20 protein-coding genes, 1 tRNA gene and 1 pseudogene are annotated in these 24,166 nt (G+C 63.4%); 13 read left to right on the forward strand and 9 right to left on the reverse strand.

Annotated features, from left to right (window positions below; all coding sequences use genetic code 11):
- A pseudogene (locus AB7I51_RS11560) lies at window positions 1–114 on the reverse strand (IS5/IS1182 family transposase); the annotation flags it as partial.
- Window positions 115–277: 163 nt separating this feature from the next.
- Between AB7I51_RS11560 and msrA the strand changes: the two are divergent.
- Window positions 278–868 carry a peptide-methionine (S)-S-oxide reductase MsrA gene (gene msrA, locus AB7I51_RS11565; protein WP_428404428.1) on the forward strand — a complete coding sequence of 197 codons (591 nt, stop codon included), beginning with the start codon at window positions 278–280 and terminating at the stop codon, window positions 866–868.
- Window positions 869–886: 18 nt separating this feature from the next.
- Here the strand turns inward: msrA and mepA are convergent, their stop codons facing one another.
- Window positions 887–1,816: a penicillin-insensitive murein endopeptidase gene (gene mepA / locus AB7I51_RS11570; protein ID WP_428404427.1), complete on the reverse strand. Its 930-nt coding sequence runs from the start codon at window positions 1,814–1,816 to the stop codon at window positions 887–889.
- 156 nt (window positions 1,817–1,972) lie between these two features.
- Here mepA and AB7I51_RS11575 point away from each other — a divergent pair, with 156 nt between their 5' ends.
- From AB7I51_RS11575 to AB7I51_RS11585, 3 genes are all read left to right on the forward strand, one after another.
- Complete coding sequence (locus AB7I51_RS11575; RefSeq protein WP_428404425.1) at window positions 1,973–2,500, forward strand: L,D-transpeptidase; 528 nt, start codon at window positions 1,973–1,975, stop codon at window positions 2,498–2,500.
- A 145-nt stretch (window positions 2,501–2,645) separates the two neighbouring features.
- Entirely contained in the window at window positions 2,646–3,626 is a 981-nt protein-coding gene (locus tag AB7I51_RS11580) for a hypothetical protein (protein ID WP_428404424.1), read from the forward strand.
- A complete protein-coding gene (locus AB7I51_RS11585; protein WP_428404423.1) occupies window positions 3,623–4,561 on the forward strand; it encodes a heparan-alpha-glucosaminide N-acetyltransferase in 939 nt (312 codons plus the stop codon). The genes AB7I51_RS11580 and AB7I51_RS11585 overlap by 4 nt, the downstream gene beginning before the upstream one ends.
- A gap of 97 nt (window positions 4,562–4,658) precedes the next feature.
- Here the strand turns inward: AB7I51_RS11585 and trpB are convergent, their stop codons facing one another.
- The 5 genes from trpB to AB7I51_RS11610 all read right to left on the reverse strand — a co-directional run bounded on the left by trpB (window position 4,659) and on the right by AB7I51_RS11610 (window position 12,358).
- On the reverse strand, window positions 4,659–5,897 hold the full coding sequence (gene trpB / locus AB7I51_RS11590) for a tryptophan synthase subunit beta (protein WP_428404422.1): 1,239 nt from the start codon (window positions 5,895–5,897) through the stop codon (window positions 4,659–4,661).
- Between the two features lie 176 nt (window positions 5,898–6,073).
- Complete coding sequence (locus AB7I51_RS11595; RefSeq protein WP_428404421.1) at window positions 6,074–6,718, reverse strand: phosphoribosylanthranilate isomerase; 645 nt, start codon at window positions 6,716–6,718, stop codon at window positions 6,074–6,076.
- Between the two features lie 123 nt (window positions 6,719–6,841).
- Entirely contained in the window at window positions 6,842–8,254 is a 1,413-nt protein-coding gene (locus tag AB7I51_RS11600) for a mannose-1-phosphate guanylyltransferase/mannose-6-phosphate isomerase (RefSeq protein WP_428404420.1), read from the reverse strand.
- 219 nt (window positions 8,255–8,473) lie between these two features.
- Window positions 8,474–11,620 carry a helicase-related protein gene (locus tag AB7I51_RS11605; protein ID WP_428404419.1) on the reverse strand — a complete coding sequence of 1,049 codons (3,147 nt, stop codon included), beginning with the start codon at window positions 11,618–11,620 and terminating at the stop codon, window positions 8,474–8,476.
- Window positions 11,621–12,284: 664 nt separating this feature from the next.
- A tRNA-Gly gene (locus AB7I51_RS11610) sits at window positions 12,285–12,358 on the reverse strand.
- Window positions 12,359–12,521: 163 nt separating this feature from the next.
- On the opposite strand from AB7I51_RS11610, the gene AB7I51_RS11615 reads away from it, so the two are divergent.
- A complete protein-coding gene (locus AB7I51_RS11615) occupies window positions 12,522–12,887 on the forward strand; it encodes a TIGR02300 family protein (protein ID WP_428404418.1) in 366 nt (121 codons plus the stop codon).
- Between the two features lie 94 nt (window positions 12,888–12,981).
- On the opposite strand, the gene AB7I51_RS11620 is transcribed toward AB7I51_RS11615, so the two are convergent.
- On the reverse strand, window positions 12,982–13,389 hold the full coding sequence (locus AB7I51_RS11620; protein WP_428404417.1) for a MucR family transcriptional regulator: 408 nt from the start codon (window positions 13,387–13,389) through the stop codon (window positions 12,982–12,984).
- A gap of 284 nt (window positions 13,390–13,673) precedes the next feature.
- Here AB7I51_RS11620 and AB7I51_RS11625 point away from each other — a divergent pair, with 284 nt between their 5' ends.
- The 4 genes from AB7I51_RS11625 to AB7I51_RS11640 all read left to right on the forward strand — a co-directional run bounded on the left by AB7I51_RS11625 (window position 13,674) and on the right by AB7I51_RS11640 (window position 15,865).
- A complete protein-coding gene (locus AB7I51_RS11625) occupies window positions 13,674–14,687 on the forward strand; it encodes an MDR family oxidoreductase (RefSeq protein WP_428404416.1) in 1,014 nt (337 codons plus the stop codon).
- Between the two features lie 201 nt (window positions 14,688–14,888).
- A complete protein-coding gene (greA, locus tag AB7I51_RS11630) occupies window positions 14,889–15,356 on the forward strand; it encodes a transcription elongation factor GreA (protein WP_428404415.1) in 468 nt (155 codons plus the stop codon).
- Between the two features lie 92 nt (window positions 15,357–15,448).
- Complete coding sequence (locus AB7I51_RS11635; RefSeq protein WP_428404414.1) at window positions 15,449–15,634, forward strand: hypothetical protein; 186 nt, start codon at window positions 15,449–15,451, stop codon at window positions 15,632–15,634.
- Between the two features lie 48 nt (window positions 15,635–15,682).
- Window positions 15,683–15,865, forward strand: a complete 183-nt coding sequence (locus AB7I51_RS11640; protein ID WP_428404413.1) for a hypothetical protein — start codon at window positions 15,683–15,685, stop codon at window positions 15,863–15,865.
- Between the two features lie 360 nt (window positions 15,866–16,225).
- Here AB7I51_RS11640 and AB7I51_RS11645 read toward each other — a convergent pair whose 3' ends face one another.
- Window positions 16,226–16,516 (reverse strand): ribbon-helix-helix domain-containing protein, encoded by a 291-nt coding sequence (locus tag AB7I51_RS11645; protein WP_428404412.1) that lies wholly within the window; start codon window positions 16,514–16,516, stop codon window positions 16,226–16,228.
- A 145-nt stretch (window positions 16,517–16,661) separates the two neighbouring features.
- Here AB7I51_RS11645 and AB7I51_RS11650 point away from each other — a divergent pair, with 145 nt between their 5' ends.
- The 4 genes from AB7I51_RS11650 (at window position 16,662) to AB7I51_RS11665 (ending at window position 24,159) form a co-directional block, all read left to right on the forward strand.
- Window positions 16,662–17,972 (forward strand): replication-associated recombination protein A, encoded by a 1,311-nt coding sequence (locus tag AB7I51_RS11650; protein ID WP_428404411.1) that lies wholly within the window; start codon window positions 16,662–16,664, stop codon window positions 17,970–17,972.
- Between the two features lie 285 nt (window positions 17,973–18,257).
- Complete coding sequence (locus tag AB7I51_RS11655) at window positions 18,258–19,457, forward strand: efflux RND transporter periplasmic adaptor subunit (protein ID WP_428404410.1); 1,200 nt, start codon at window positions 18,258–18,260, stop codon at window positions 19,455–19,457.
- 73 nt (window positions 19,458–19,530) lie between these two features.
- The gene (locus AB7I51_RS11660; RefSeq protein WP_428404409.1) at window positions 19,531–22,746 is read left to right on the forward strand and encodes an efflux RND transporter permease subunit; all 3,216 of its coding nucleotides are present in this window, start codon (window positions 19,531–19,533) and stop codon (window positions 22,744–22,746) included.
- Window positions 22,747–22,749: 3 nt separating this feature from the next.
- Window positions 22,750–24,159: a TolC family outer membrane protein gene (locus AB7I51_RS11665; RefSeq protein ID WP_428404408.1), complete on the forward strand. Its 1,410-nt coding sequence runs from the start codon at window positions 22,750–22,752 to the stop codon at window positions 24,157–24,159.
- Window positions 24,160–24,166: the final 7 nt, after the last annotated feature.

Raw genomic sequence — 24,166 nt, forward strand, 5'->3', positions numbered from 1 at the left:
GACAATGCCGCTGACAACGCGTCGATCGTCAACGCGCGGCACGCCATGCGCCAAAGGAAAGGACGGAGATATCCGCGCCATCTGGCGCGCGCTCAGGAGAAACAGGCTGCTCATCTTCAAGGCCTCCGAATCAGAAGCCTCTTGTGAATCACGCCTCAATCAAATTTAATAGGTCCTGAGCCTAGTTTACGTCAGGGACCCGCACTATATCGGCGCCATGGCGATCTTCGACGAACTCTCGCTTTCCAAGCTCCTTCGGCCGATTCCCGACCGCGACATGCCGGTGCCGCATGGGACGCGCCATTTCGTCAATGGCCGCCCGCTCGACCCGCCGTTCCCGCTGGGGTCGGAGCGGGTACTGTTCGGCATGGGCTGTTTCTGGGGCGCGGAGCGCAAATTCTGGCACGCGGGCGACGGCGTCTATGTGACCGCGGTCGGCTACGCCGGCGGCGCGACCAAAAACCCCACCTATGAGGACGTCTGCAGCGGCCGCACCGGCCATGCCGAGGTGGTTCTCGTCGTCTATCAGCCGCCGGCCATCACTTTCGAACAGCTCTTGCGCCTGTTCTGGGAAGGCCATGACCCGACCCAGGGCATGCGCCAGGGGAATGACGTCGGCACGCAATATCGCTCGGCGATTTACCTCTCGACGCCGGAGCAGCGCGCCGCCGCAGACGAGTCGCGCGCCATGTATCAACGCGTATTGACGAAGGCCGGGCTTGGCGTGATCACGACGGAAATCGCCGATTGTCCGCCGTTCTATTACGCCGAGGACTATCACCAGCAATATCTTGCCAAGAACCCAGGCGGCTATTGCGGTCTCGGCGGCACTGGCGTCGCCTGCCCGCTCGGCGACTGTTCTTTCTGAAGCCTATTTCGCTGAAGCCTATTTCGCGCGCAACACCTCGCGGCAGGCTGACGGCAGCCCGGCCATCGTCATCGGCGGCCAGCTTTTCCCCGATTTCCCCTTTGGATGCACGATCTCTTCCCTGAACCACCAGGCGAGCGAGGCGTCGCAGCCGTCGCCGGCCGGCGTCGGGTCCTGATCGCGGCAGTTCGAGCCGTTCGGGCAGTAGAGCCGAATATGGAAGTGGTAATTGTGCCCCCACATCGGCCGCACCTTGCGCATCCAGCTTTCGCCCTGGGCGACGCGGCACAGAGCGCGTTTGATCGCGGCATTGACGAAAATGCGCTGCACGGCCGGATCCATCGCCGCGGCGCGGATCACCGCGACATGGCCTTCGCTCCAAACATCGGGGCGGACGTCGAGACGGTCATCGCGCACGACGTCGGTCGACATCATCTCCTCGCGCTCTTCGCGGGTGAGCTCGCGGTTCGGCATCGGCGCAAGCCAGATATCGGCGTCGAGGCCGATCTGATGCGACGCATGGCCTGAGATCATCGGCCCGCCGCGCGGCTGCGACAGATCGCCGACGAGCAGGCCCGGCCAGCCCGATTCTTTCGACGCTTTCGCCGAGAAATGCTTCAAAAAGGCGATGAGATTGGGATGCCCCCAATTGCGGTTGCGCGACAGTCGCATGACCTGCCAATGGGGCCCGTTGACCGGCAGCGGCTCGCCGCCGGCGAGACAGCCGCGCGAATAAAAGCCGATCGGGTTCGGATGAAGCGGCGCCGCCTCCTCGGCGCGGCCAAAAAGTTCGCGCGCCGGCGTCCCGGGACTGGACGGATTGGCGAGCGGCGGCAAGGGTTTCGGATCGAGCGTCCCTATATCCTGCGCGAAAGCGTCGCCGGCCGCGGCAAACGCCGCCAAGCCCAATAGCGCCGGGCCAAACGCGCGCAAAGTCCAATCTGTCATGGGCTCTCGCCCCCAATCTCGATAGGCGCGTCGGCGTCGAAAGCTTTGCGCTCTATCCTTGCCGCGAAACCTTAACGCTTCATTTAGTTTGATGCAGCGCCAAGCCAGAGCAAGAATGCCGGCCCAGTCGCTTATGCGTTGCGTCAGGAGTCCGTTATGCGTTTATCCGTCATCGCCCCCGCAACTGCTTTCCTTTTCGCCGCCACGGGCGCGGCGAACGCCACCACCCATATTCATATCAATCTTTCCACTCAGACCATGCATGTCCAGTCTTCGTCGGGCAGCTACGCCTGGCCGGTGTCGACCGCCCGCGCCGGCTATTCCACCCCGCGCGGCTCCTTCGCGCCGACCGGCATGCAGCCCATGCATTACTCCCGCAAATACCATATGTCGCCGATGCCGCATTCGATCTTCTTCCGCGGCGGCTACGCCATTCACGGCTCCTACGAAACCGGCATGCTCGGCCGTCCCGCCTCGCACGGCTGCGTGCGCCTGTCGCCCGGCCATGCGGCGATGCTCTATCAGATGGTGCAGCGTGAAGGCGGCAGGATTTCGATCAGCGGCGCCCCGCCGCGCGGCCATTACTACGGCAGCGCGCGGCATAGCGCGGCGGCCCATGCAGCCTCGCGGCGCCGCCAAGCTTATGGCAATCCGCTGCCCTCGCTCTTCGACTTCGGCTTCTGAGCGCAGGGCGCGCGTTTTTAGGAGGAGCCGGCGCGTTATGGAAGGCGCGTCGGTCCTTGTTTTCGCCTTTGGGACAAGCGAAAGATTTTCCGCGCGCGCCTCTCGTGCGCCATAGATATCTCAAGGGCGACAGGACTTTCGCTAAATGACGGCATTCGATAGACGCCGCTTCCTTCTTGGCGCCGGCGGCTTGGCTTTGGCCGGCCCGGCCTCGGCGGAGCTTCCCGAAGCGGCCGAAGAGCTGCAGGTGCGGGTGGAAAATAATTCGGCGCCGGAGCTCTGCGCCGAAAAGGACAATATCGAACTCGACTTCATCTCCCCTCGTTTGCGCAGCCTGCAAATCCAGGCGGTGCATCCCTCCTATATCAACACCATCGCCTCCGACCGCTGGGCGCCTGACTGGTCGAGCTGCGATCTTACCGTCGATCCCAAGGCGTTTTCGCGGGCGCGCCGCAAGACTTTCTGGGAGACGCCGGATTTCTGGCTGACCGGCTACACCTTTCCCTCCTTCTGGCGGTCGAACGACGTGCCGGTTCGCGTTGGCGATACGGTGGAGCGTGGCCTCCATCTCATCCAGTTCTGGATGTGGCACCGCGAGCGGGCCGAGGAGATCATGGTGCTCTATCCGCCCGACGGCTATTGGCGGGCGCGGCCGCTCCCCTTCGACGACATGCGCTGGACGGCCTATGGCTCGTCCTTTCTCGTCGGACCGGTCGAGACCCAGGAGCGGCCGATCGTCGATCTTGAAGAAATTGTCTTCGAGCCACAGAACCGCAGCGTCATTCTCAAATTCCAGCGCGGCGGCGAGGGGCGCGTCACGATCAAGAACGTCGATCAGGATCGGCTGACGTTCGACGTCTCCTTCAGCCAGGCGATGCCGAACGGGCTGCCTTTCGCGGCGCTGCGTTCGATGTACGCCATGGAGACGATGAGCGACGCGGCGATCGTCGCCTGGCGCAGCAAGCGCGGCAAGGGCTGGGAGGAGGCGCCGGTGATCCGCTTTCCCGGCGCCAGCGCCACCGAAGTCTGGGTCGGCCGCCATCTGCCGTCGCGCCATAATCTTTCGGCGCCCGACATGGCGTTCAGCAAATTCCTCGGCGCGCCGCCCGCCTCCGCCCGCCGATGACCCAAACCCGTTGGTGGGCGCTCGACGCCGCGCGCGGCCTCGCCGTCCTGGCGATGGTCGTTTTTCATCTCATCTGGGATCTGGCGCATTTCGGCTATGCGCCGGCCAATCTTCCCTGGACGGCGCACGTCAAAATATTCGGCCACTCGATCGCCTTCGCCTTTTTGTTCATCGCCGGCGTCGCGCTCGTATTGGCGCATCGCGGCGGCATCCGCTGGCCGGCCTTCTGGCGGCGCTTCGCAATCATCGCGGCGGCGGCGGCGCTGGTGACGGCGGGCACCTATGTCGCCTTTCCCAAGGCGTTCGTGTTCTTTGGCATTCTGCATTGCATCGCGCTCGCCAGCCTGATCGCCGTTCCTTTTCTTCTCGCGCCCTGGCCCGTGGCGCTTGCGGGCGGGGCGTTCTTCCTCGCCGGCGGAGAATTTCTCGCATCGCCCGCCTTCGACGCCGATTGGCTGCAATGGATCGGGCTATCGACCAGCGAACCCCTGACCCAGGACTGGCGCCCGCTCTTTCCCTGGGCGGGCCCGCTTTTGCTGGGCGTGGCGGCGGCTAAACTCCCGCTCCCCGTTTACAGGGAGAGGGCAGAGGCAGGGGGCGGCCCTCTCCTTGTAAACGGGAAGAGGGGATGGCTGTCCTTCCTCGGCCGCCACAGCCTCCCCATCTATCTCGTCCATCAGCCGGCGCTCTTTGCGCTGTTTGTCGGCCTCGCCTATCTCGCGCCGCCCGCCATCGACACGACGGATTTCGTCGCCTCATGTGAGGCGCGCTGCTTTGACGAGGGAGGAGAAGGCAAGCTGTGCCACGACGCCTGCGAATGCACAGCGCGGGAAGCGATCAGCAGCAAGGCGCTTGCCGGCGTGAAGGACGAAGCTGAACGCGGCCGCAAGCTCAACGAGATCGCGCAGCGGTGCGTGTCAAAAGCCGGACCATAGACCTAAGGTCGTCATTGCGAGCGAAGCGAAGCAATCCAGAATTACCAAACGTCTTCTGGATTGCTTCGTCGCTTTGCTGCTCGCAATGATCGAGGTTTTACATCCCGCCCAGATGTTCGGCGACCGTAAAAATGTCCTTGTCGCCGCGGCCGCACATATTCATCACCATCAGATGATCGCGCGACTTCTGCGCCGCGAGCTCGAATACTTTCGCGAGCGCATGTGAAGGTTCGAGCGCGGGAATGATGCCTTCGAGCTTCGAGCAGAGCTGAAACGCGCTGAGCGCCTCCTTGTCGGTGGCGTTGAGATATTTCACCCGGCCGATTTCGTGCAGCCAAGAATGTTCGGGGCCGATGCCGGGATAATCCAGCCCCGCCGAAATCGAATGGCCTTCGAGAATCTGGCCGTCGTCATCCATGAGCAAATAAGTGCGGTTGCCGTGCAGCACGCCCGGACGCCCGCCGGTGAGCGAGGCCGCATGGCCGTTCGGCACGTCGACGCCATGGCCCGCCGCCTCGACGCCGTAAATCTCGACGCTGGCGTCGTCGAGAAACGGATGGAAGAGGCCGATCGCGTTGGAGCCGCCGCCGATACAGGCGACGAGCGAATCGGGGAGGCGGCCTTCCATCTCCTGCATCTGGACGCGGGTTTCATTGCCGATGATCGACTGAAAATCGCGCACCATCGCCGGATAGGGATGCGGCCCCGCCGCCGTGCCGATGCAATAAAAAGTGTTGGCGACATTGGTCACCCAGTCGCGCAGCGCTTCGTTCATCGCGTCTTTCAGCGTGCGCGCGCCGCTTTGCACCGGCCGCACCTCGGCGCCGAGCATCTTCATGCGGAAGACATTCGGCTTCTGCCGCTCGACGTCGACCGCGCCCATATAGACGACGCAGTCGAGCCCGAAGCGCGCGCAGGCGGTGGCGGTGGCGACGCCATGCTGACCGGCGCCCGTCTCGGCGATGATGCGCTTCTTGCCCATGCGCCGCGCGAGTAGAATTTGGCCGAGCACATTGTTGATCTTATGCGCGCCGGTGTGATTGAGTTCGTCGCGCTTGAAATAGACCTTGGCGCCTTTGTCCTCGCCGGCGCGCTCGCGCACAAAATCGGTGATGCGTTCGGCGAAATAGAGCGGCGATGGGCGCCCGACATAATGTTTGTGAAGCCCGGCGAGTTCTTCGTGAAAGGCCGGATCGTGTTTCGCTTGCTCATATGCCGCTTCGAGGTCGAGCACGAGCGGCATCAGCGTTTCGGCGACGAAACGCCCGCCGAAAATGCCGAAGCGGCCGTTTTCGTCAGGCCCGGCGCGGAAGGAATTGGGAAGCGGCTTGTTCACGAGGCGTGTTCCATGGGCGCTTCCCTCTCCCGCTCGCGGGAGAGGGTGGCCCTGCGAAGCAGGGTCGGGTGAGGGCCCTCATCCGTCGCCGCTTCGCGACGACACCTTCTCCCGTAAACGGGAGAAGGGATGCTCGGCCTTCCATTCTCGGAAACTTATTAGCGCCTCGCGCGGCGCTATGAAAGCCACGCGGCTTTGACAAAGGCGGTGATCTTTGCCGCATCCTTGACGCCGCGTTCGCGCTCGACGCCGGATGAGACGTCGACCGCGCGGGCGCCGGTCAGGCGTATCGCCTCAGCGACATTGTTTGGATCGAGCCCGCCCGACAGCATCCATTGTTTGGCGGCGACGCCGCGTAGCAGAGTCCAGTCGAAGGCGACGCCGGCGCCGCCGGGAACCGCCGCGTCTGGCGCGGGCTTGGCGTCGAAGAGGATGACGTCGGCGACGTCTTCATAGAGCTGCGCCGCCTCGACATCGGCGGCCGTCGCGACGCCTGCGGCCTTTATGACCGGCAGGCCGAAACGCGCCTTCACCTGCATGACGCGCGCCGGCGATTCCTTCCCATGAAGTTGGAGATAGTCGGGCGCGAGCGCGTCGACGATCTCATCCAGCGCGGCGTCGTCGGCGTCGACGGTGAGCGCCACCTTGCTGATGCGCGCCTGCGCGAGAAGGCCGAGCGTGCGCGCGGTTTCAAGATCGATATGGCGCGGGCTTTTCGCGAAAAAGACGAAGCCCGCCATATCCGCGCCGGCTTCGATCGCCGCGGCAAGCGTATCGGGCGAGGAAAGACCGCAGATTTTGACGATGACTGTTTGCGTCATGGCCGCGCTTGTCGCGGCCATCCACGCCAAGCCGCTGCTGCTGAAGTTTGCACAATTAGCGCGCGCTTTAAACGTGGATGGCCGGCGCAAGGCCGGCCATGACGCGGAAAGCTCCGAGGCAAATCACCCCCGATTATACGCGTCCTCGAAGCGCACGATGTCGTCCTCGCCGAGATAGGAGCCGGTCTGCACTTCGATCAGCTCCAGATCGATCTTGCCGGGATTAATCAGGCGATGCCGGCAGCCGATCGGCAGATAGATCGATTCATTTTCGTGGACGAGATGCATCTCGTCGTCGCGGCCGACTTCCGCCGTGCCGCGCACCACGATCCAATGTTCGGCGCGGTGGAAATGCTTTTGCAGCGACAGGCGCTGGCCGGGCTTCACCACGATGCGCTTCACCTGATAGCGCTGGCCTTCGTCGATCCCCTGATAATAGCCCCAGGGCCGGAAGATGCGCTTGTGCTCTCCGGCTTCGCGCCGGTTCTCGCTGCGCAGCTGATCGACGAGCTGTTTGACCTGATCGCCGTGCTCATGGCTGAGCACCAGCACCGCGTCCTGCGTCGTCACCACGATGATGTCGTCGACGCCGACCACCGTAGTCAGCGTGTCTTCCGAGCGGACATGGACGTTGCGCGCGTCCATGACGACGCCATGTCCGCGCACCGAATTGCCGCATTCGTCGCGCTCCGACAATTCCCACACGGCGCGCCAGGTGCCGACGTCCGACCAGCCGATGTCGGCCGGAATCAGCGCCGCCTTTTCGGTCTTCTCCATCACCGCGTAGTCGATCGACTTCTTCGGGGCGTGCGCGAAAGCTTCGGCGTTCAAAATCATGAAGCCGAGGTCCTGGCGGGCCATTTCGATCGCGGCCTCGGCGGCGGAGAAAATGCCCGGCTCGAACTGCGCGATCTCCGACTGCATCACATCGGCGCGGAAGATGAAGTTGCCGCTGTTCCAAAAATAGCCGGCGTCGACATAATCCTGCGCCGTCTTGCGGTCCGGCTTCTCGACGAACGCGTCGAGCTTATAGACTTCGCAGCAGGTCGCGAGCGGCTCGCCGGGGCGCAGATAGCCATAGCCGGTCGCCGGCCCGTCGGGCTTGACCCCGAGCGTCACGATATAGCCTTCGGCGGCGGCCGCGCCCGCGCGCTTGCAAAGATCGACGAGACCAGCCGGATCGCGGACCACATGGTCGGCGGCGAGCACGACGACGACCGTGTCAGGCGCGCGGCGCGCGGCGAGGCCTGCCGCGACGGCGACCGCCGGTCCGGAGTCGCGGCGCGAGGGCTCCAATATGACGTCGGCCTGCGCGCCGATCTCGCGCAGCTGGTCGGCGACGAGGAAGCGGTAGTCGAAGTTCGAGATGACGATCGGCCGTTCGAAGGCCGGGTCCGCCAGCATCGCCATCGTCGTCTGGAAGGTCGATCGCTCGCCGACCAGCGGAATGAACTGCTTGGGCAGCGTCTCGCGCGACTCGGGCCATACTCTCGTCCCCGACCCGCCGCACATAATAACGGGCAAAATCTTCTTCATCAGCCCCTCTAGCACTAGATCGCGCCGCCTTTAGGCGGAATCGGCCAAAGGCGGATGACGCGATCGATCTCAAAGCTTAGAGCGCGCTTTTACGCGAAAAGCCGGGTTCCTCTGCTTCGCAGCGCGCTCTTGGCCGCGCCCGCCCCCCGGGAAGCAATAGTTGTCCGCCTCACTATTGGCAATACGATGGCGAAGCCGAGAGCGGCGGCGCTGGACCCGCTATTTGCCCTTCTTTTCAAGTTCAGCCTTGAGCGCGGCGAGCTTAGCGAAGGGCGAATCGGGGTCAGGCTGGCGCTCGCGCCGCTCCGGCGGCGAAAAGGGTCGACGCGGGCGGGAATCGTCGCGCTGTGGCCGGCCCTCGAAGCGCGGCTTTCCGGCTGGCCGCCCGTCCTTGCCCGGCGCATCGGCGCGCGCCCGCTGGTCGCGGCGCGGCGGTCGCTTGTCTTCCGCGCCCTGGTCTCGCGCGACGCGCCGGACGCCGCCTTCGCGGCCGCGCGGACCCGAATAGGCGTGGCGCTGTGGTCGCCAGACTTCAATGGTTTCAGGCGCGGCCGGCGCGGCTTCGGCCGACTCGACCTGAGCTTCGACTTGCGCTTCGGTCGCCGCAGCGTCCTGCAGGGGCTCCGGCGCCGCCGGCTCTTCTGCGGGGAGAGAGGCTTGCGCCTCGGTCGGCGGCTCCTCCTCGGAGGCGGTCGCCTCGGCTGGCGCCTCCACAGCCGCCGCCGCTTCCGGCTCGGGCGCGCCTTCCGCCACCGCAATCGGCGGTTCGGCTGGCGCCTCGGAAGGAACGGCCTCGGTCGCCGCTTCCGGCGCGGCGGCCTCAGCGTTCGGCGTCACGGGCTCCATCGGCGCCGCCGGGACCAGCGCCACGGTGATCGCCGGTCCGGGGCGCTGCGTCGGCGCATAGCCCAGCGATTTGAGGATCGAGGAGAAAGCCTCGCCGGAACAGCCGGTGAGCGAGGTCATCGCGACGGTGACGACGAAGCCGTCGGAATCGGCGGCGCCGGGCGGCGGCGCCCCCGCCGTGAGTCCCGGCCGATAGGCGATCGCAGGCCGGATGAGATCGGCGAGACGTTCGAGAATATCGACGCGGACGACGCGCTCGCCGCAGACGCGAAAGCCGGCGGCGCGATAGAATCCCTTGTGAATCGACGCGTCGGCGGCGAAGGAGGTTCGTCCTGAGGCCGCAAGATGCGGCACCTCCTCGAGACCCTTCACATTTTCGAGCCCGCCGTGATGCAGCGCCCAGAGCAGCGCCGAGAGCGCGCGCGGGGCAGGCTTGAGAAGCGCCGGAAGGTAGATGTGATAGGCGCCAAAGCGCACGCCGAGCTTGCGCAGCGCGCCGCGATCGTCTTGCGAGAACGCCTTGATCTCCTTGGCGACGCGCGCGCGATCCAACACGCCGAGTTCTTCCGCAAGCTGAAAGGCGACGCCGCGCGTCACGCCCTCCAAACCTTCGCCCTTTTCGAGCTGTTCGAGAGGCCCGAGCAGTTTCTTGACGTGCTGCGCCATCCAAAGATCGAGGCGTTGCTTGACCTTGTCGAGAGCCGCGCCAGCGAGCTGTTCGTCGGCGAGAACGCGAGTCGTCGGCGACAATACGCCGGCGCCGGCGGCGATTTTCGCCACGGGCTCGCCGAGCCAGCGGATGAGGCCGTCATTGCCGAGCGCGAAGGCGTCATCGACGGCGTCGAACACGCGCGTCGCGCGCGCCTCGAATTCGCCCGCGAGCGCCTTCTGCGCCGCCGCGTTCAGCGTCTTCGCCGCTTCGCCCGCCGCGCCGGGATCGGGCGTGAAGCGAAATCCCTGAAGGCTTCCGACGTGCTGGCCTTCGACCATAACGTCGCCGGCGGCGTTGATTTCGGCTTCGAGCATCGCGTTCTCTCTTAGGCGGCGCACCAGCACACTGGTGCGGCGATCGACGAAACGCTGCGTCAGTCGATCATGCAACGCGTCGGATATGCTGTCCTCTACCCGACGCGCGACGCTCTGCCAATGCTCGGAGTCGTCGAGCCAGCCGGAACGGTTGGCGATAAAACTTGCCGTGCGCACTTGCGCCAGACGATTCGACAGCGTGGCGATGTCGCCGTCGACGCGGTCGACCGCCTCGATCTGCCGCGCCATCCAGTCCTCGGGGATTTTGCCCCGCCGGGCGATAAAGGCGAATACGGCAAGCGCCAGCTCGGCGTGAGCCGCCGGCGAGGTCTTGCGGTAATCGGGAATCTGGCACGCTTCCCAGAGCCGGGCGACATCCGCCGGCGCTTTGGCGTTGCGCTGTGCGATTTCGTCGCGGCTCGCGGCTTCAAGCGCCCGTTGATCGTCCGCGACGCGCGCGCGAATGAGATCGGGATGCGCCGGCGCCCGATCGAGAGAGTGGAGCAGCGCGTCGATCGAAGAAAAGTCGAGCGCGCTGTTCCTCCATTGCAATGTCTTCACCGGATCGAAACGGTGATCCTCCAGGGATTCGATCAATTCCTCGTCGAACGGCGGACAACGGCCCGTCGCGCCGAAAAAGCCGTCGCTCATATGGCGACCCGCCCTGCCGGCGATCTGTCCGAATTCGGCCGGCGTCAGCCGACGGTGTCTTATGCCGTCGAATTTGCGATCGGCGGCGAAGGCGACGTGATCCACGTCGAGATTGAGACCCATGCCGATGGCGTCGGTTGCGACGATATAGTCGACGTCGCCGCTCTGGTAGAGTTCGACCTGCGCATTGCGCGTGCGCGGCGACAGCGCGCCGAGCACGACGGCCGCCCCGCCGCGCTGGCGCTTGATCAGTTCGGCGATCGCATAGACTTCTTCGGCGGAAAAGGCGACGACGGCGCTGCGCGGCTGCAGCCGCGAGATTTTCCGGTCGCCGGCGAATGACAGTTCCGAAAGCCGCGGGCGCGTGTAGATCGGCGCGCCCGGAAAGAGGTCCGAAACGAGCGGCGCCATCGTGGACGCCCCGATGAGAAGCGTCTCCTGACGTCCGCGCCAATTGAGCAGCCGGTCGGTGAAGATGTGGCCGCGATCGAGATCGGCGGCGAGCTGTATTTCATCGATGGCGAGGAAGTCCGCCTCGATGTCGCGCGGCATCGCTTCGACTGTCGCAACCCAATAGGCCGGCGCGCGCGGCTTGATTTTTTCCTCGCCGGTGACGAGCGCGACATTGTCGGCCCCGACGCGCTCGGCGACGCGATTATAGACTTCGCGGGCGAGGAGGCGCAGAGGCAGCCCGATGACGCCCGATGAAAAGGACAGCATCCGCTCGATGGCGTGATGCGTCTTGCCGGTATTGGTGGGGCCGAGCACCGCCGCGACCCCCCTGTCGAACGGTCTGGCGCGAGGGGCGGCGCGGCTCGCCGGGAAGGACGGCGCGAGTGTCATTTTTCTTTGCTGCCTGACGCGCGTTGAGCGCCTTCGTTTCATATCGAAACTTGGCGCGGCGCGCGACTTTACTTTCTGAACAGCCTGCGAACGAATCGCGCCCGAATCGCTGACTCTCGCCGAGTCATGGTCTGTTCCGACAATATATGGACGCTGACCCGATCATTAACACCAGAAATTGCATTTGAGGCGCGCCACACGGCTTGCCGAAGCTGGTCTTGAAGAGACCGCCGACGGACTCTTTTCGCCGCTTCTGTCAACGGCGAAGATTGGGCGGTTCGCCTCGTTGCTGTTAAGCTTTGGGATCAAGCGGGAACGCAGCGCGCACGAATCAGCGTTGGATCGCGGTTGCCGCTGCGTTCCGGCCGATTTCCGCGACCCATTGGGCGCGTCGCCCCCGACGGCGACACGCGAAAGCGGCGCAAACCGACAGGAATTCTTAAGATTGCGTCCTTGTTTGGGACGGCTGATCGATGCGGCCCGGCGCCCGCGCCGCTTGGATCGCCGCGTCGCGACGCCTTCGTCGGCCTGGCGCAAGCGCGCAATTGGTAAACGCGGCGATCGCGAATCCGTTCTCTTGAGCCGCGGCGGGGCGACGACAAGCGCCGCCCAAGGCGCGTTACCGGCGAGCGCGAACCGATCGCGCGAAAAAAATTGGCAGGGCTGGAGCGGGTGAAGGGAATCGAACCCTCGTATTCAGCTTGGAAGGCTGCTGCTCTACCATTGAGCTACACCCGCGTAGCGACGATTCTATGCCAATCCGCGCGCCGCTTGGCAATGGGCGCGCGGACAATGCATTTCCCATTTGACAGCGGCGCGGGACGCCACTAACCGGAGCGCCCACATAGTCTCTCCATAAAGGCGGGGCGTTCCCACGCCGCTTCTCGAGGACCATTCGACCGTGGCAAAACCCGAACTCGGCGCCAAACGCCAATGTCAGTCCTGCGGGACGAAATTTTACGACTTGAATAAGAATCCGATCGCCTGTCCAAAATGCGGCGCGATCTATCAGGTTGTAGCGCTGACGCGAACGGCGGCGCGCGCGCAGGAAGAAGAAGAAAGCGAAATCGAAAAAGAAAACGCCGACACGGTGTCGCTCGAAGAAGTCGAGGAAACCGAGGCCGCGGCGGAATCGCTCGACGTCGAAGATGAAGTGGAGATCGAAGGAGACGATGCGGAGGACGACACTTTCCTCGAAGAGGAAGAGGGCGACGACGACGTTTCCGGATTGATCGACGGCGACATCGAGAGCGACGAGGAGAGCTGAAACTCGACTCGCCGCGCTTGCAAAAGCTGAAGCCGCTCTCCGATCGGCGGACTCAGAAGGACGATCGATGAGGGGCGGCCGTCTCGGCCGCCTTTTATTTGCCGCGACGGCGGCGCTGCTGGCCGAGACCCATCTGTTTGGCGAGAGTGGAGCGGGCTTTGGCGTAATTGGGCGCAACCATAGGATAGTCGGCGGCAAGTCCCCACTTCTCCCGGTAGTCTTCGGGCGACAGTCCGTATTGCGTGCGTAAATGGCGCTTGAGCGACTTGAACTTCTTACCGTCCTCAAGGCAGATGATGTAATCATTGGTCACCGACCGCTTGACGGCGATGGCCGGCTTCGGCGGCTCGGCGGGCGCAGCGGGGGAGCCCGAACCCACGCGCAACAGGGCATTGTAAACTTCGCTGATCAGCCCAGGCAAATCTCCGGCCGGGACTGAATTGTTGCTCACATAGGCGGAGACAATGTCGGCCGCGAGTTCAATGTTGTTGGTTTGAGTCATTGGATTGCTCACCACTTCCTTTTGAGATGGACGCCGCCCCCGCCGCCCTTTGTCAATGCTTCGCTGCATAGAATCGCGGTTTCCCCGTTACTTGGAGAATGCGTAACAGAAGGCCGGGATTCCATCAAGATATATTATGCACTATTGCCACGACCTAATTCTTGATAGTTGATCGATGGCGATTTTAGGGCTTTACGCCCTAGATAGGCGAATGTTTTCCTTTTTAAAACTTTTTCTCCGATAGAAGGCGTCGCTTTAGGCGCGTGCGCGCGGGGGAGGTCGACGTGAGCGAGTTCAGGGCCATTCGCATCGACAAGAGCGAGCGCGGCCATCACGCCGATTACGTCGTCATGTGCGAGCGCGACCTGATGGAGGGCGACGTCGACATGGACGTCGCCTTCTCGGCGATCAACTACAAGGATGGGCTTGCCATCACCGGAAAAGGGCCGGTGGTGCGCCGCTTCCCGATGATTCCGGGCGTCGACCTCGTCGGCCGGGTGACGCATTCGGCGCATCCCGACTTTGCGCCGGGCGATATCGTGATCGCGACCGCCTGTGGGCTGGGCGAAGCGCATTACGGGGGATTTGCGCAAAAGGCGCGCCTCTCCGGAGATTGGCTGGTGAAACTGCCGCCGTCGCTGACCCCTGCGCGCGCAATGGCGGTCGGCACCGCCGGACTGACCGCCATGTTCTGCATCCTGGCGCTCGAGCGTCACGGCGCGCGGCCGGACGACGGGCTCGCGGCGGTGACGGGCGCGACGGGCGGCGTCGGCTCATTCGCCGTCGCGCTGCTCGCCAAAGCCGGCTGGCGCGTCGCCGCGGTCACGGGACGAGGGGGCGAAGCGGACTATCTGAAACGCCTGGGCGCGAGCGAAATCATTGGCCGCGAAGAATTTGCCGTTCCCGGAAGGCCGCTGCAACAGCAGCGCTTCGCCGTCGGCGTCGATACGGTCGGCGGCGTCACGCTCGTCAATCTTCTCGCGCAGACGCAATTCGACGGCGCCGTCGCCGCCTGCGGCAATGTTGGCGGCATGGAGCTTCAGGCGAATCTCGCGCCTTTCATCTTACGCGGCGTTGCGCTGCTTGGCGTCGAAAGCGTGCGCCCGCGCATCGCTTTGCGGCGCGCGGCCTGGGCGCGAATCGCGCAGGACCTCGACCCGGCCGCGATCGATGCGATGAGCGAAATCATACCCTTCGACGCGGCGCTGGATCGCGCCCGATCGATTGTGACCGGCAAGATTCGCGGCCGCGTCGTCATCGACATGGGGCTGAACCTTCCGCCAGGAGCGGCGGATTGACCTGATTCGCTCGAGCGCGGACCGTCCCGATGTGGCAAAAAGCTAAACTGTTTCAAAATCGCGCGAATCGTCGCATCGTTACGTCAATTTCTCGACAATCGGACGCGTCTCCGCTCTAATGCCGGCGAACGGCCCGCTTGGGCCGATTATTTTTGTTGAGGACGCCCGCCGCGCCGGCGCGGCCCACAAGGTTGAATGCGCATGAGCTCGGCTTTCACCAAGGAACAGGACGACGACAATCCGCGCGAGGATCTGCCAGACCGGCCGATCAGCCCGCATCGCAATCTGGTGACGCCCGAAGGCCTTCAGCAGATCGAAGGCGAGCTGGCGCGCCTGCATAAGGAAATCGAACGCGCCACGGCGGCCGAAGACAATCATGCGCTCGCGCTGGCGCAGCGCGATCTGCGATACTGGACGGCGCGCCGGGCGAGCGCCGAGGTGATCAGGCCGATCGCCGATCATTCGGCGGTTCGGTTCGGACATCGCGTCGTCGTCGAGCTTGAAGACGGCGAACGCCGCAGCTTCCGACTGGTCGGCGAAGACGAGGCCGACCCGGCGAAGGGTCTCATTCCCTATGTCGCGCCGCTCGCAACGGCGCTGATGGGCAAGTCCGTCGGCGACAAGGCCGAGGTCATCCATCACAGCGCGCGGATCGTGGAAATCGGGTAGATCGCGCTCCATTTGGGCGGAAACGCCCAAATTTCCGGTATTATGGCGCAAGCGCCACAAGCTATTTTGAAGTCGCGGCTTAGCTTTCAAGCATGGCCGAGATTCGAACCGTCGTCACGCTGCGCAGAAAGCGCGACGAAATCATTGCCGTCATCAAGCTCTACGAGCGTCAGCTAGAACAGGCCCGCGCCGACCTCGCGCACGTCAACGCCGCGATGCGTCTCTTCGACGCTGGCGCCGACGAGAGGCCCTACGTCGATATCCATTCGCTTCTTTAAACGGGCAGAGTAGATCGCCCTTTGCCAGGAAGCGCTCGCGAGCGGCCGATGACGACGAAGGAACTGGCGCTGTTCCTGGTGCGCCGGGAGGGCTTGGACACCAGCGATAAGATGCTGGCGAAGGCCGTCACCAACAACCTCATTCATTCGTTGCGGATGCAGGCCATGCGTGGGCGCGTCGTCATGGACGGCAAGCGGAAAGGCGTTTGTTTGTGGCGACAGGTGAGATAACTTAACCTTAGCCGTTGTGCGATTGAGCAATCCGGAAAAGCCTTCCGACGCGCCGTCAACTTAGATGGCGTATCGGAGGACAAATGGGTCTAATAAAATCAATCATCTTCGCCGCTCGCGCATCTGAAAAAGAGACCCGCAGGCAAGAACTAATTCTGAAGCTGTGGGAGGCATACGATCTTGCGGATGATGACGACGCTACGCAAAGTTTGATTGTGTTGCTGATCTCGCGGATCGTGGGCTAAGCCCGGCGGCCTCGGCGGCGGTCGGGGCCGCAAATCGGCGGCGGCGAAATTGTCGCGGCCAATCGCAAGGTAAATTTGCAGCAAGTCCTCGCGGGCTTGCTTGCCCCACCGAAATTCAATCGCCATTCGGCGCGGCGACGTTCTTATCCTTGAGGCGGCTTCGGGCTTCGCGCCTTAGCGCGTCAAAGTCGACCTGCCAGCCGTCGCCGCTCGCCTTGCCCTCATCCCATTTCTGACGGAGGCGGCGAGACTCATCTTGGCGCGCTTCGCGTTTCGCCTGCCAATCGCGCAGAGATTCTCGAACGACTTCGGTCGGCGTCGCATATTCGCCCGCCTCAACGGCCGCTCGGACATGCGCCATTTGCTGGTTGGTCAATGAGACGCTGATTTTTTGAACATTGGACACTTGCGCACCCTTTGCGATCTTCGCGAATATATATTGCGCCTGAAGGCGCAATAAATCCGCCAATAGCGAAAGCAGGGCATTGAAGAGAGCCGGCTTGGCCAGAGATTCTCGAAGGCGCGCCGCTTCGCTGTGTTAATCAGTAACGATGTCCGATCTGTTCCAAGCCGCGAAGCTCGAAGACGACGCGCCGCGTCCGCTCGCCGACCGGCTGCGGCCGACTCGTCTCGACGAGGTTGCGGGCCAGGATCATCTGCTTGGACCCGATGGCGCGCTGACGCGGCTCATCCGCGCCGGCGCGCTGGGTTCGCTGATCTTCTGGGGTCCGCCCGGCACCGGCAAGACCACGGTCGCGCGGCTGCTCGCGCATGAAACCAGGCTCGCCTTCGTGCAGATTTCGGCGATCTTCTCCGGCGTCGCCGAGTTGAAGAAGACCTTTGAGGCGGCGCGCGCGCGCCGCGCCGCCGGCCAGGGGACCTTGCTGTTCGTGGACGAGATTCATCGCTTCAACCGCGCCCAGCAGGATTCCTTTCTCCCCGTTATGGAGGACGGCACCATCACGCTCATCGGCGCGACCACGGAAAACCCCTCATTCGAGCTCAATGCGGCGTTGCTGTCGCGCGCGCGGGTGATGACCTTCAGGGCCCTCGACGAAACGGCGATCGAACAGCTGCTCGAACGCGCCGAACAGGCGGAGGGCAAGCCGTTGCCGCTCGACGCGGATGCGCGTGCGGCGCTTATCGGCATGGCGGACGGCGACGGCCGCGCCGCGTTGACGCTGGCCGAGGAAATCTGGCGGGCCGCGAAACCCGGCGAAATCTTCGATCGCGCAGGACTGGTCGAAATCGTGCAACGCCGCGCGCCGATTTACGACAAGGCGCAGGAAGGCCATTACAATCTCATCAGCGCGCTGCACAAATGCGTCCGCGGCAGCGACCCCGACGCCGCACTCTATTATCTCGCCCGCATGCTTGCCGCCGGTGAAGATCCCCTGTTTCTGGCGCGGCGCATCGTGCGGATGGCGGTTGAAGACATCGGACTCGCCGATCCGCAGGCGCTCGTCGTCGCCAATGCCGCAAAGGACGCCTATGACTTTCTCGGCAGTCCCGAAGGCGAACTCGCTTTGGCGCAGGCGGTCATCTATGTGGCGACCGCGCCCAAATCCAACGCCGCCTATGTCGCCTATAAGCGCGCGCAACGCATCGCCGAGGAGAAGGGCTCGCTGACGCCGCCGAAAATCATCCTCAACGCGCCGACGAAATTGATGCGTGAAGAGGGCTATGGCGCGGGCTACGACTATGACCATGATTCGCCCGAGGCCTTTTCGGGTCAGAACTACTGGCCTGATTCGCTGCCGCGACAGAAATTCTACAAGCCGGTCGAGCGCGGATTCGAGCGCGAAATCGCCAAGCGCCTCGACTATTGGGACCGCTTGCGCAAAGAGCGCGGCAATTCATGAATCCGCGCTCCAAAACCGCGGCGAAATCGGGTTTTTCCGCTGTCGCCGACATGTCATGCAAAAGCCTTTGCAGCGCCCCCATTTGATTGGTCTTTTCGTTTTAATAACCGAGGCATGCGTGAAAGAGCCGCGCGCCCTTGCATGGACCGCGCCGGGCAACTCATTTAAGGAATGAAACCCCGACGCGCGATATCCCCCATAATCGCCGCGGCGGCCAATAGCTCGAGCGGCGCGCCAATGCTACCCCAGGAAGATTATTCGATACGGAGCCGATTCACGTCGACCATGACCCGTAAAAGGTCCGTTCTGGCGCTCGCCGTCCTCGCGAGCCTTGCGGTCGGCGCCGCGCTGCCGTCTCTCTTCCGCGCGATCAAGGTGGGGATCGCCCCCAATCAACAAAGCCAGGCGATCGAGCCGGCGCCCGCCGAAGGAGAAGTCCGCCTTTCCCCGGCTCAGATAGAGACGTCAAAAATCTCGGTGAAGGCGGTTGGCCCAGGCGACATTTCGCGTCAGCTGATGGCGCCCGCCGCTATCACGCCCGATCCTGACAAGATCGCGCGGGTCGCCGCCAAAGTCGCTGGCGTCGTTGAAGAATTGCGCAAGCGGCTTGGCGACGCCGTTACGCGCGGCGAAACCATTGCGATCATCGACTCGCGCGAAGTGGCGGAAGCAAAGAGCGAATACCTCGCCGCGCTGGCGAATTTCGATCTTCAAAATGTGCTCTTTCAGCGAGAGAAGGGACTTTACGAAAAGAAAATCACCGCCGAGCAGCTGTTCCTGAAAGCCAAAGCGGCCTTCATGGCGGCCAAAGTGAAGCTCGATCTCGCGCGCCAAAAACTCGCTGCGCTCGATATGACCGAGCAGGAGATCGCGGCCCTGCCCTCGCAACCGATCGCCGACCTTCGCCGCAAGGAGATTCTCGCCCCAATCTCTGGGCGCGTCATCAAGCGTCTGGTCAGCATCGGCCAGCCGGTCGGCGGCGAAGGTCAGTCGAAGGAGCTTTATATCATCTCCGATCTCTCGATCGTCGAAGCCGAGATCGCGGTGCCCGCCGCAGATCTTGGTCTCTTGCGCGAGGGACAGGAGGTGCGGATTCAAAACGCCGAAGGCCGCACGTTCGACGGCAAAATCACCTATGTCCCCGCGACGATCTCGCAAGAGACGCGAACTGGCCCCGTCCTTGCGCGCTTTCTCAATCCCGATTTCTCGTTACGACCCGGCAGTCTCATCGAAGCGGAAATCTCGCTCAAGCAGGCTCGGGTAAAGATTAAGGTTCCGCGTTCCGCCGTCATGATGATCGACGGCAAGGCCAATGTATTCGTTCGAACCGCCGACGGTTTCGCGAAGCGCGAAGTCGAGCTTGGCCGGGGCGACGATAATTCGGTCGAAGTCGTCTCTGGCCTCAAGCCGGGCGAAGAGGTCGCCGTCTCCAATGTCTTTCTGCTGAAGGCGGAGCTCGGCAAGCAGAACATTCCGGAGGAATGATGCGCGCCGACGGCCACGCTTCCTTAACGTTCCGGACGGCCCTTCGCGCCCAAGCGGAAACCTTTCGGCTGCGATGATCAAGAATCTCATCGCCCTTTCGGTCCGAAGCCGTTGGCTTGTCGTTCTGCTGACGGCGCTCACCGTGCCGCTCGGCGTCTGGTCCCTGATGCGACTGCCGATCGACGCGGTTCCCGACATCACCAACAATCAGGTGCAGATCAACGCCTTCGCGCCCGCGCTTTCCGCCTTCGAGATCGAAAAGCAGGTCACCTATCCGGTCGAGAACGCCATCGCCGGCATACCTGGACTGGAATATACGCGCTCTCTCTCTCGCAACGGCTTCGGCCAGGTGACGGCGGTATTCGCCGACAATGTCGACATCTATTTCGCGCGCCAGCAGGTCGGCGAACGCATGGCGATCGCCAAGGAGACTTTTCCGCCCGGCGTCGAGTCGCATATGGGCCCGGTCGCGACTGGTCTGTCCGAAATCTATATGTGGTCCGTCGACTATGCGCCGCGGACCGGCGAAAAGCCGGCGAAGGACGGCGAGCCGGGCTGGCAGCGCAACGGCGATTATCTGACGCCGGAAGGGCAGCGATTGCATACGCCGCTCGAACGGACCGCCTATCTGCGAACCGTGCAGGATTGGATCATCCGACCGCAATTGCGCACGGTGCCCGGCGTCGCCGGCGTCGACTCGCTCGGCGGCTACGTCAAGGAATATCACGTCCAGCCCGACCCGGCGAAAATCTTCGCGCTCGGCCTGTCCTTCGCCGATCTCGCCGGCATCATCGAGCGCAATAACATCAGCCGCGGCGCCGGCTATGTCGAACGCAATGGCGAGGGCCTCGTCGTGCGCAGCCCCGGCCGGCTGGAGTCGATGGACGACATCGCCAAAGTCGTCGTCTCGACGCGTGGCGGCACGCCGGTGCGAGTCGAGGACATCGCCGAGGTGGGCGTTGGCCGCGAGCTGCGCATGGGCAGCGCCAGCATGAATGGCGAGGAGGTCGTCATCGGCACGGCGCTGATGCTGATCGGCGCCAACAGTCGCGAAGTGTCGAGCGCCGTCAACGAGAAGATGGATGAAATCCGGCGCATTCTGCCGCCCGGCGTCGAAGTGCGCACGATTTTGAACCGCACGATTCTCGTCAACGCCACGATCAAGACGGTCGCGCTTAATCTCGTCGAGGGCGCTGTGCTTGTCATTCTCGTGCTCTTTGTCATGCTCGACAATTTCCGCGCCGCGCTGGTGACGGCGATGGTCATACCGCTGACGATGCTTTTGCTCGGCGTCGGCATGTATGTCGGAAAGATCAGCGCCAATCTGATGAGTCTCGGCGCGCTCGATTTCGGATTGATCGCCGATGGCGCGATCATCGTCACGGAGAACTGCCTGCGGCGGCTGTCTCAGCGTCAGAACGCCTTGGGCCGCACATTGACGCTTGAAGAACGGCTGACGACGGTCATCGACTCGGCGGTCGAAATGCGGCGTCCGACAGTCTTTGGACAGGCGATCATCATTCTCGTCTATGTGCCAATCCTGACCTTTTCCGGGGTCGAAGGGAAAATGTTCCATCCGATGGCGATGACCGTCATCATGGCGCTTGGATGTGAGTTCATTCTTTCGCTGACCTTCTTTCCGGCGATGATCGCCATCGCGCTTTCGGGACGCGTGCGCGAATCCGAGAACGTCGTCGTTTCCGCGCTTAAACGCGCCTATGAGCCAATCTTGAAATGGGCGATGGCGGCGCCATTGAAGCCTATTGCGATGGGTGCCGGCGCCTTCGTCTTTGCGGCGCTTCTCTACCTGACGCTCGGCGAAGAATTCGTTCCGACGCTCGATGAGAAAAACCTCGCCATGCAGGCGAATCGAATCCCCAGCGCATCGCTTACGCAGGCGCAGGGGATGCAATTCGACATTGAACGCACGTTGCGCAGTTTCCCGGAAGTCGACTACGTCTTCTCTAAGACCGGCACGGCCGAGATCGCCACCGATCCGATGCCGCCGAATCTGACCGACACTTTCATTATGCTGAAGCCGCGCGAGAAATGGCCCGACCCGCACCTCGAAAAGACCGCGCTGATCGAAAAGATGGAGGCGCGGCTGGCGCAGCTGCCGGGCAACGCCTATGAGTTCTCGCAACCCATCCAATTGCGCTTCAATGAACTGCTCGCCGGCGTGCGCGGCGATATCGCGGTGAAAGTGTTCGGTGACGATTTCAACGTCATGTTGAAGGCGGCCCATCAGATCGCCGGCATTCTCAATTCGGTCAAAGGCGCGAGCGACGTTAAGGTCGAACAGGTCGTCGGCTTGCCGATCCTCGATATCGCGGTCGACAAGACCGCGATCGCGCGCCTCGGTTTAAGCGTCGGGGCGGTGCAGGACGTGATCGGCGCGGCGATCGGCGGGCAGAGGGCCGGCGTGGTGTTTGAAGGCGACCGCCGTTTTCCGATCGTCGTTCGGCTGCGGGACAATTTGCGCGAGGACGCGCAGGCGTTGGAGTCGATCCCGGTCGCGCTCCCCTCGGCGGCCGGCACGAGCCCGGTCGTGCTGCTTAAACAGGTAGCGAAATTTTCGATCGCCGACGGACAGAACCAGATTTCGCGCGAGAACGGCCATCGCCGGGTGGTGGTCTCGGCGAATGTGCGCGGGCGCGACATCGCCTCGGTCGTCGAGGAGGCGCGCGCGAAAATCGAGTCGAAAGTGAAATTGCCGCCTGGCTACTGGATCGCATGGGGCGGCCAGTTCGAAAATCTTGAGGCGGCGCGCGCGCGCCTGACGATCGTCGTGCCGGTCTGCTTTTTCCTGATCTTTCTCTTGCTCTATTCCGCGCTTGGCTCCGCGCGTGACGCGCTGCTGGTGTTCACCGCTGTGCCGCTGGCGCTTTCCGGCGGCGTCGCCGCGCTGTGGCTGCGGGGCATGCCGATGTCGGTTTCAGCCGCTGTCGGATTCATTGCGCTCTCGGGCGTCGCCGTGTTGAACGGCTTGGTGATGCGCACCTATATTTCGCAATTGATCGCCGGCGGCATGCCTGAGCTTCCGGCGATCTACAAAGGCGCGATGACGCGATTGCGGCCGGTCGTGATGACCGCTCTGGTCGCTTCGCTCGGCTTCCTGCCGATGGCGCTGGCGACCGGCACCGGCGCCGAAGTGCAAAAGCCGATCGCGACGGTGGTGATCGGCGGCCTGATCAGCGCGACGCTTCTCACTCTTGTCGTCCTGCCGGCCCTTTACGCATTCTTCTGTCGTTCGCCCAAGTCGACTTCCCTGCAACAAAGCGGAGGTTGACCGGTGAGCGTGCGTCGCGTCGCCTCGGTCATGTGCTGCCTCCTCGCGGCGGGAGCGACGGCGCGCGCGGAAACTTTGATCGGCGCGATGCGCCGCGCCTATAACGCCAATCCGCAGCTCAACGCCAGCAGAGCCGAACTGCGCGCCATCGACGAGAAAGTGCCGCAGGCGCTGGCCGGGTTGCGTCCGCGCGTGTCGGGCGACGGCTATCTCGGCATACAGCGCAATCGACTGATCACGCAACAACACGACGTCTATTTGGGCGACCCCACCCAATCCGACTATTCAAAGAGCATTCAGAACGGCAAGAATGTTCCGCGCGCCGCGTCGATTACGTTCGAGCAGCCGATCTTCGACGGATTCAAGACGCAAAACCAGACGCTGGCGGCGGAATCGGGCGTCTTTGCCGGACGCGAGCGGCTGCGCCTGACGGAGCAGCGAATCTTGTTCGACTCCGTCACCGCCTATATGGACGTGCTGCGCGACACCGCATCGCTTAAACTTCAGGAAAGCAATGTCGCCGTCCTGACGGAACAACTGCGCCAGACGCGCGAGCGTTATGAATATGGGCAGATCACCCAGACCGACGTCGCGCAGGCCGAGGCGCGTCTGGCGGGCGGAAAATCTCTTGCCGGCGCGGCGCGCGCGGCGCTCGACGCGAGCATAGGCGTCTATCGCAAGATCATCGGCGTGGAGCCGACGATGCTCGCTCCCGGCGCGCCAGTCGATCGTCTGCTGCCGAAGTCGCGCGAGGAAGCGGAGCGCATCGCGCAAGCCGAACATCCCTTCATACTCGCCGCGCTGCACGACGCCGACGCCGCCGATCTCGACATCAAGGCGCTTGAAGCTGAATTCATGCCGAAATTTTCGATCGTCGGTGATGTTTTTACGCAAACCGATCTTGTCGGCATTGGAAACCGCAACGTCGGCGCGAAAATCCTCGGCCATCTCAACGTGCCGATCTATGAAGGCGGCCTGACCTCCTCTCGCGTCCGGCAAGCCAAGGAAACCGCCGGCCAGCGCCGGCTCAACGCCGATGTCGCCCGCGCCGAAGTTCTTTCGCTGGTGCGCGCCTATTGGGGCGCCTTGCAGGCGGCGAAAACGCAGATCGCCTCGGCGCAAACGCAGATCGCCGCCGCCGAGCGCGCGCTCTATGGCGTGCGGGAAGAAGCAAAAGCCGGCCAGCGAACGACGCTTGAAATCTTGAATGCGCAACAGGAGCTGCTCTATGCCCGGATCGGGCTCATCGTGGCGCAGCGCGACCGCGTCGTCGCCTCCTACGCCCTGCTTTCCTCGTTGGGGCGGCTGTCGTCCGACTGGCTCGACCTTACGGCAAGGGGCTATGATCCCGCGATCCACTTTGATCAGGTCAAAGATCTCTGGCTCAACCCGATGACGCCTGAAGGTCGTTAAACGGATG

Source organism: Methylocystis sp., assembly GCF_050246715.1.
Taxonomy (GTDB): Bacteria; Pseudomonadota; Alphaproteobacteria; order Rhizobiales; family Beijerinckiaceae; genus Methylocystis.

Bases quoted from the DNA above. Each gene is read 5' to 3' on its own strand.
- msrA (WP_428404428.1), top strand. From the start codon at position 278: ATGCCGGTGCCGCATGGGACGCGCCATTTCGTCAATGGCCGCCCGCTC.
- mepA (WP_428404427.1), bottom strand. From the start codon at position 1,816: ATGACAGATTGGACTTTGCGCGCGTTTGGCCCGGCGCTATTGGGCTTG.
- AB7I51_RS11575 (WP_428404425.1), top strand. From the start codon at position 1,973: ATGCGTTTATCCGTCATCGCCCCCGCAACTGCTTTCCTTTTCGCCGCC.
- AB7I51_RS11580 (WP_428404424.1), top strand. From the start codon at position 2,646: ATGACGGCATTCGATAGACGCCGCTTCCTTCTTGGCGCCGGCGGCTTG.
- AB7I51_RS11585 (WP_428404423.1), top strand. From the start codon at position 3,623: ATGACCCAAACCCGTTGGTGGGCGCTCGACGCCGCGCGCGGCCTCGCC.
- AB7I51_RS11595 (WP_428404421.1), bottom strand. From the start codon at position 6,718: ATGACGCAAACAGTCATCGTCAAAATCTGCGGTCTTTCCTCGCCCGAT.
- AB7I51_RS11600 (WP_428404420.1), bottom strand. From the start codon at position 8,254: ATGAAGAAGATTTTGCCCGTTATTATGTGCGGCGGGTCGGGGACGAGA.
- AB7I51_RS11605 (WP_428404419.1), bottom strand. From the start codon at position 11,620: ATGACACTCGCGCCGTCCTTCCCGGCGAGCCGCGCCGCCCCTCGCGCC.
- AB7I51_RS11620 (WP_428404417.1), bottom strand. From the start codon at position 13,389: ATGACTCAAACCAACAACATTGAACTCGCGGCCGACATTGTCTCCGCC.
- greA (WP_428404415.1), top strand. From the start codon at position 14,889: ATGAGCTCGGCTTTCACCAAGGAACAGGACGACGACAATCCGCGCGAG.
- AB7I51_RS11635 (WP_428404414.1), top strand. From the start codon at position 15,449: ATGGCCGAGATTCGAACCGTCGTCACGCTGCGCAGAAAGCGCGACGAA.
- AB7I51_RS11640 (WP_428404413.1), top strand. From the start codon at position 15,683: ATGACGACGAAGGAACTGGCGCTGTTCCTGGTGCGCCGGGAGGGCTTG.
- AB7I51_RS11650 (WP_428404411.1), top strand. From the start codon at position 16,662: ATGTCCGATCTGTTCCAAGCCGCGAAGCTCGAAGACGACGCGCCGCGT.
- AB7I51_RS11655 (WP_428404410.1), top strand. From the start codon at position 18,258: ATGACCCGTAAAAGGTCCGTTCTGGCGCTCGCCGTCCTCGCGAGCCTT.
- AB7I51_RS11660 (WP_428404409.1), top strand. From the start codon at position 19,531: ATGATCAAGAATCTCATCGCCCTTTCGGTCCGAAGCCGTTGGCTTGTC.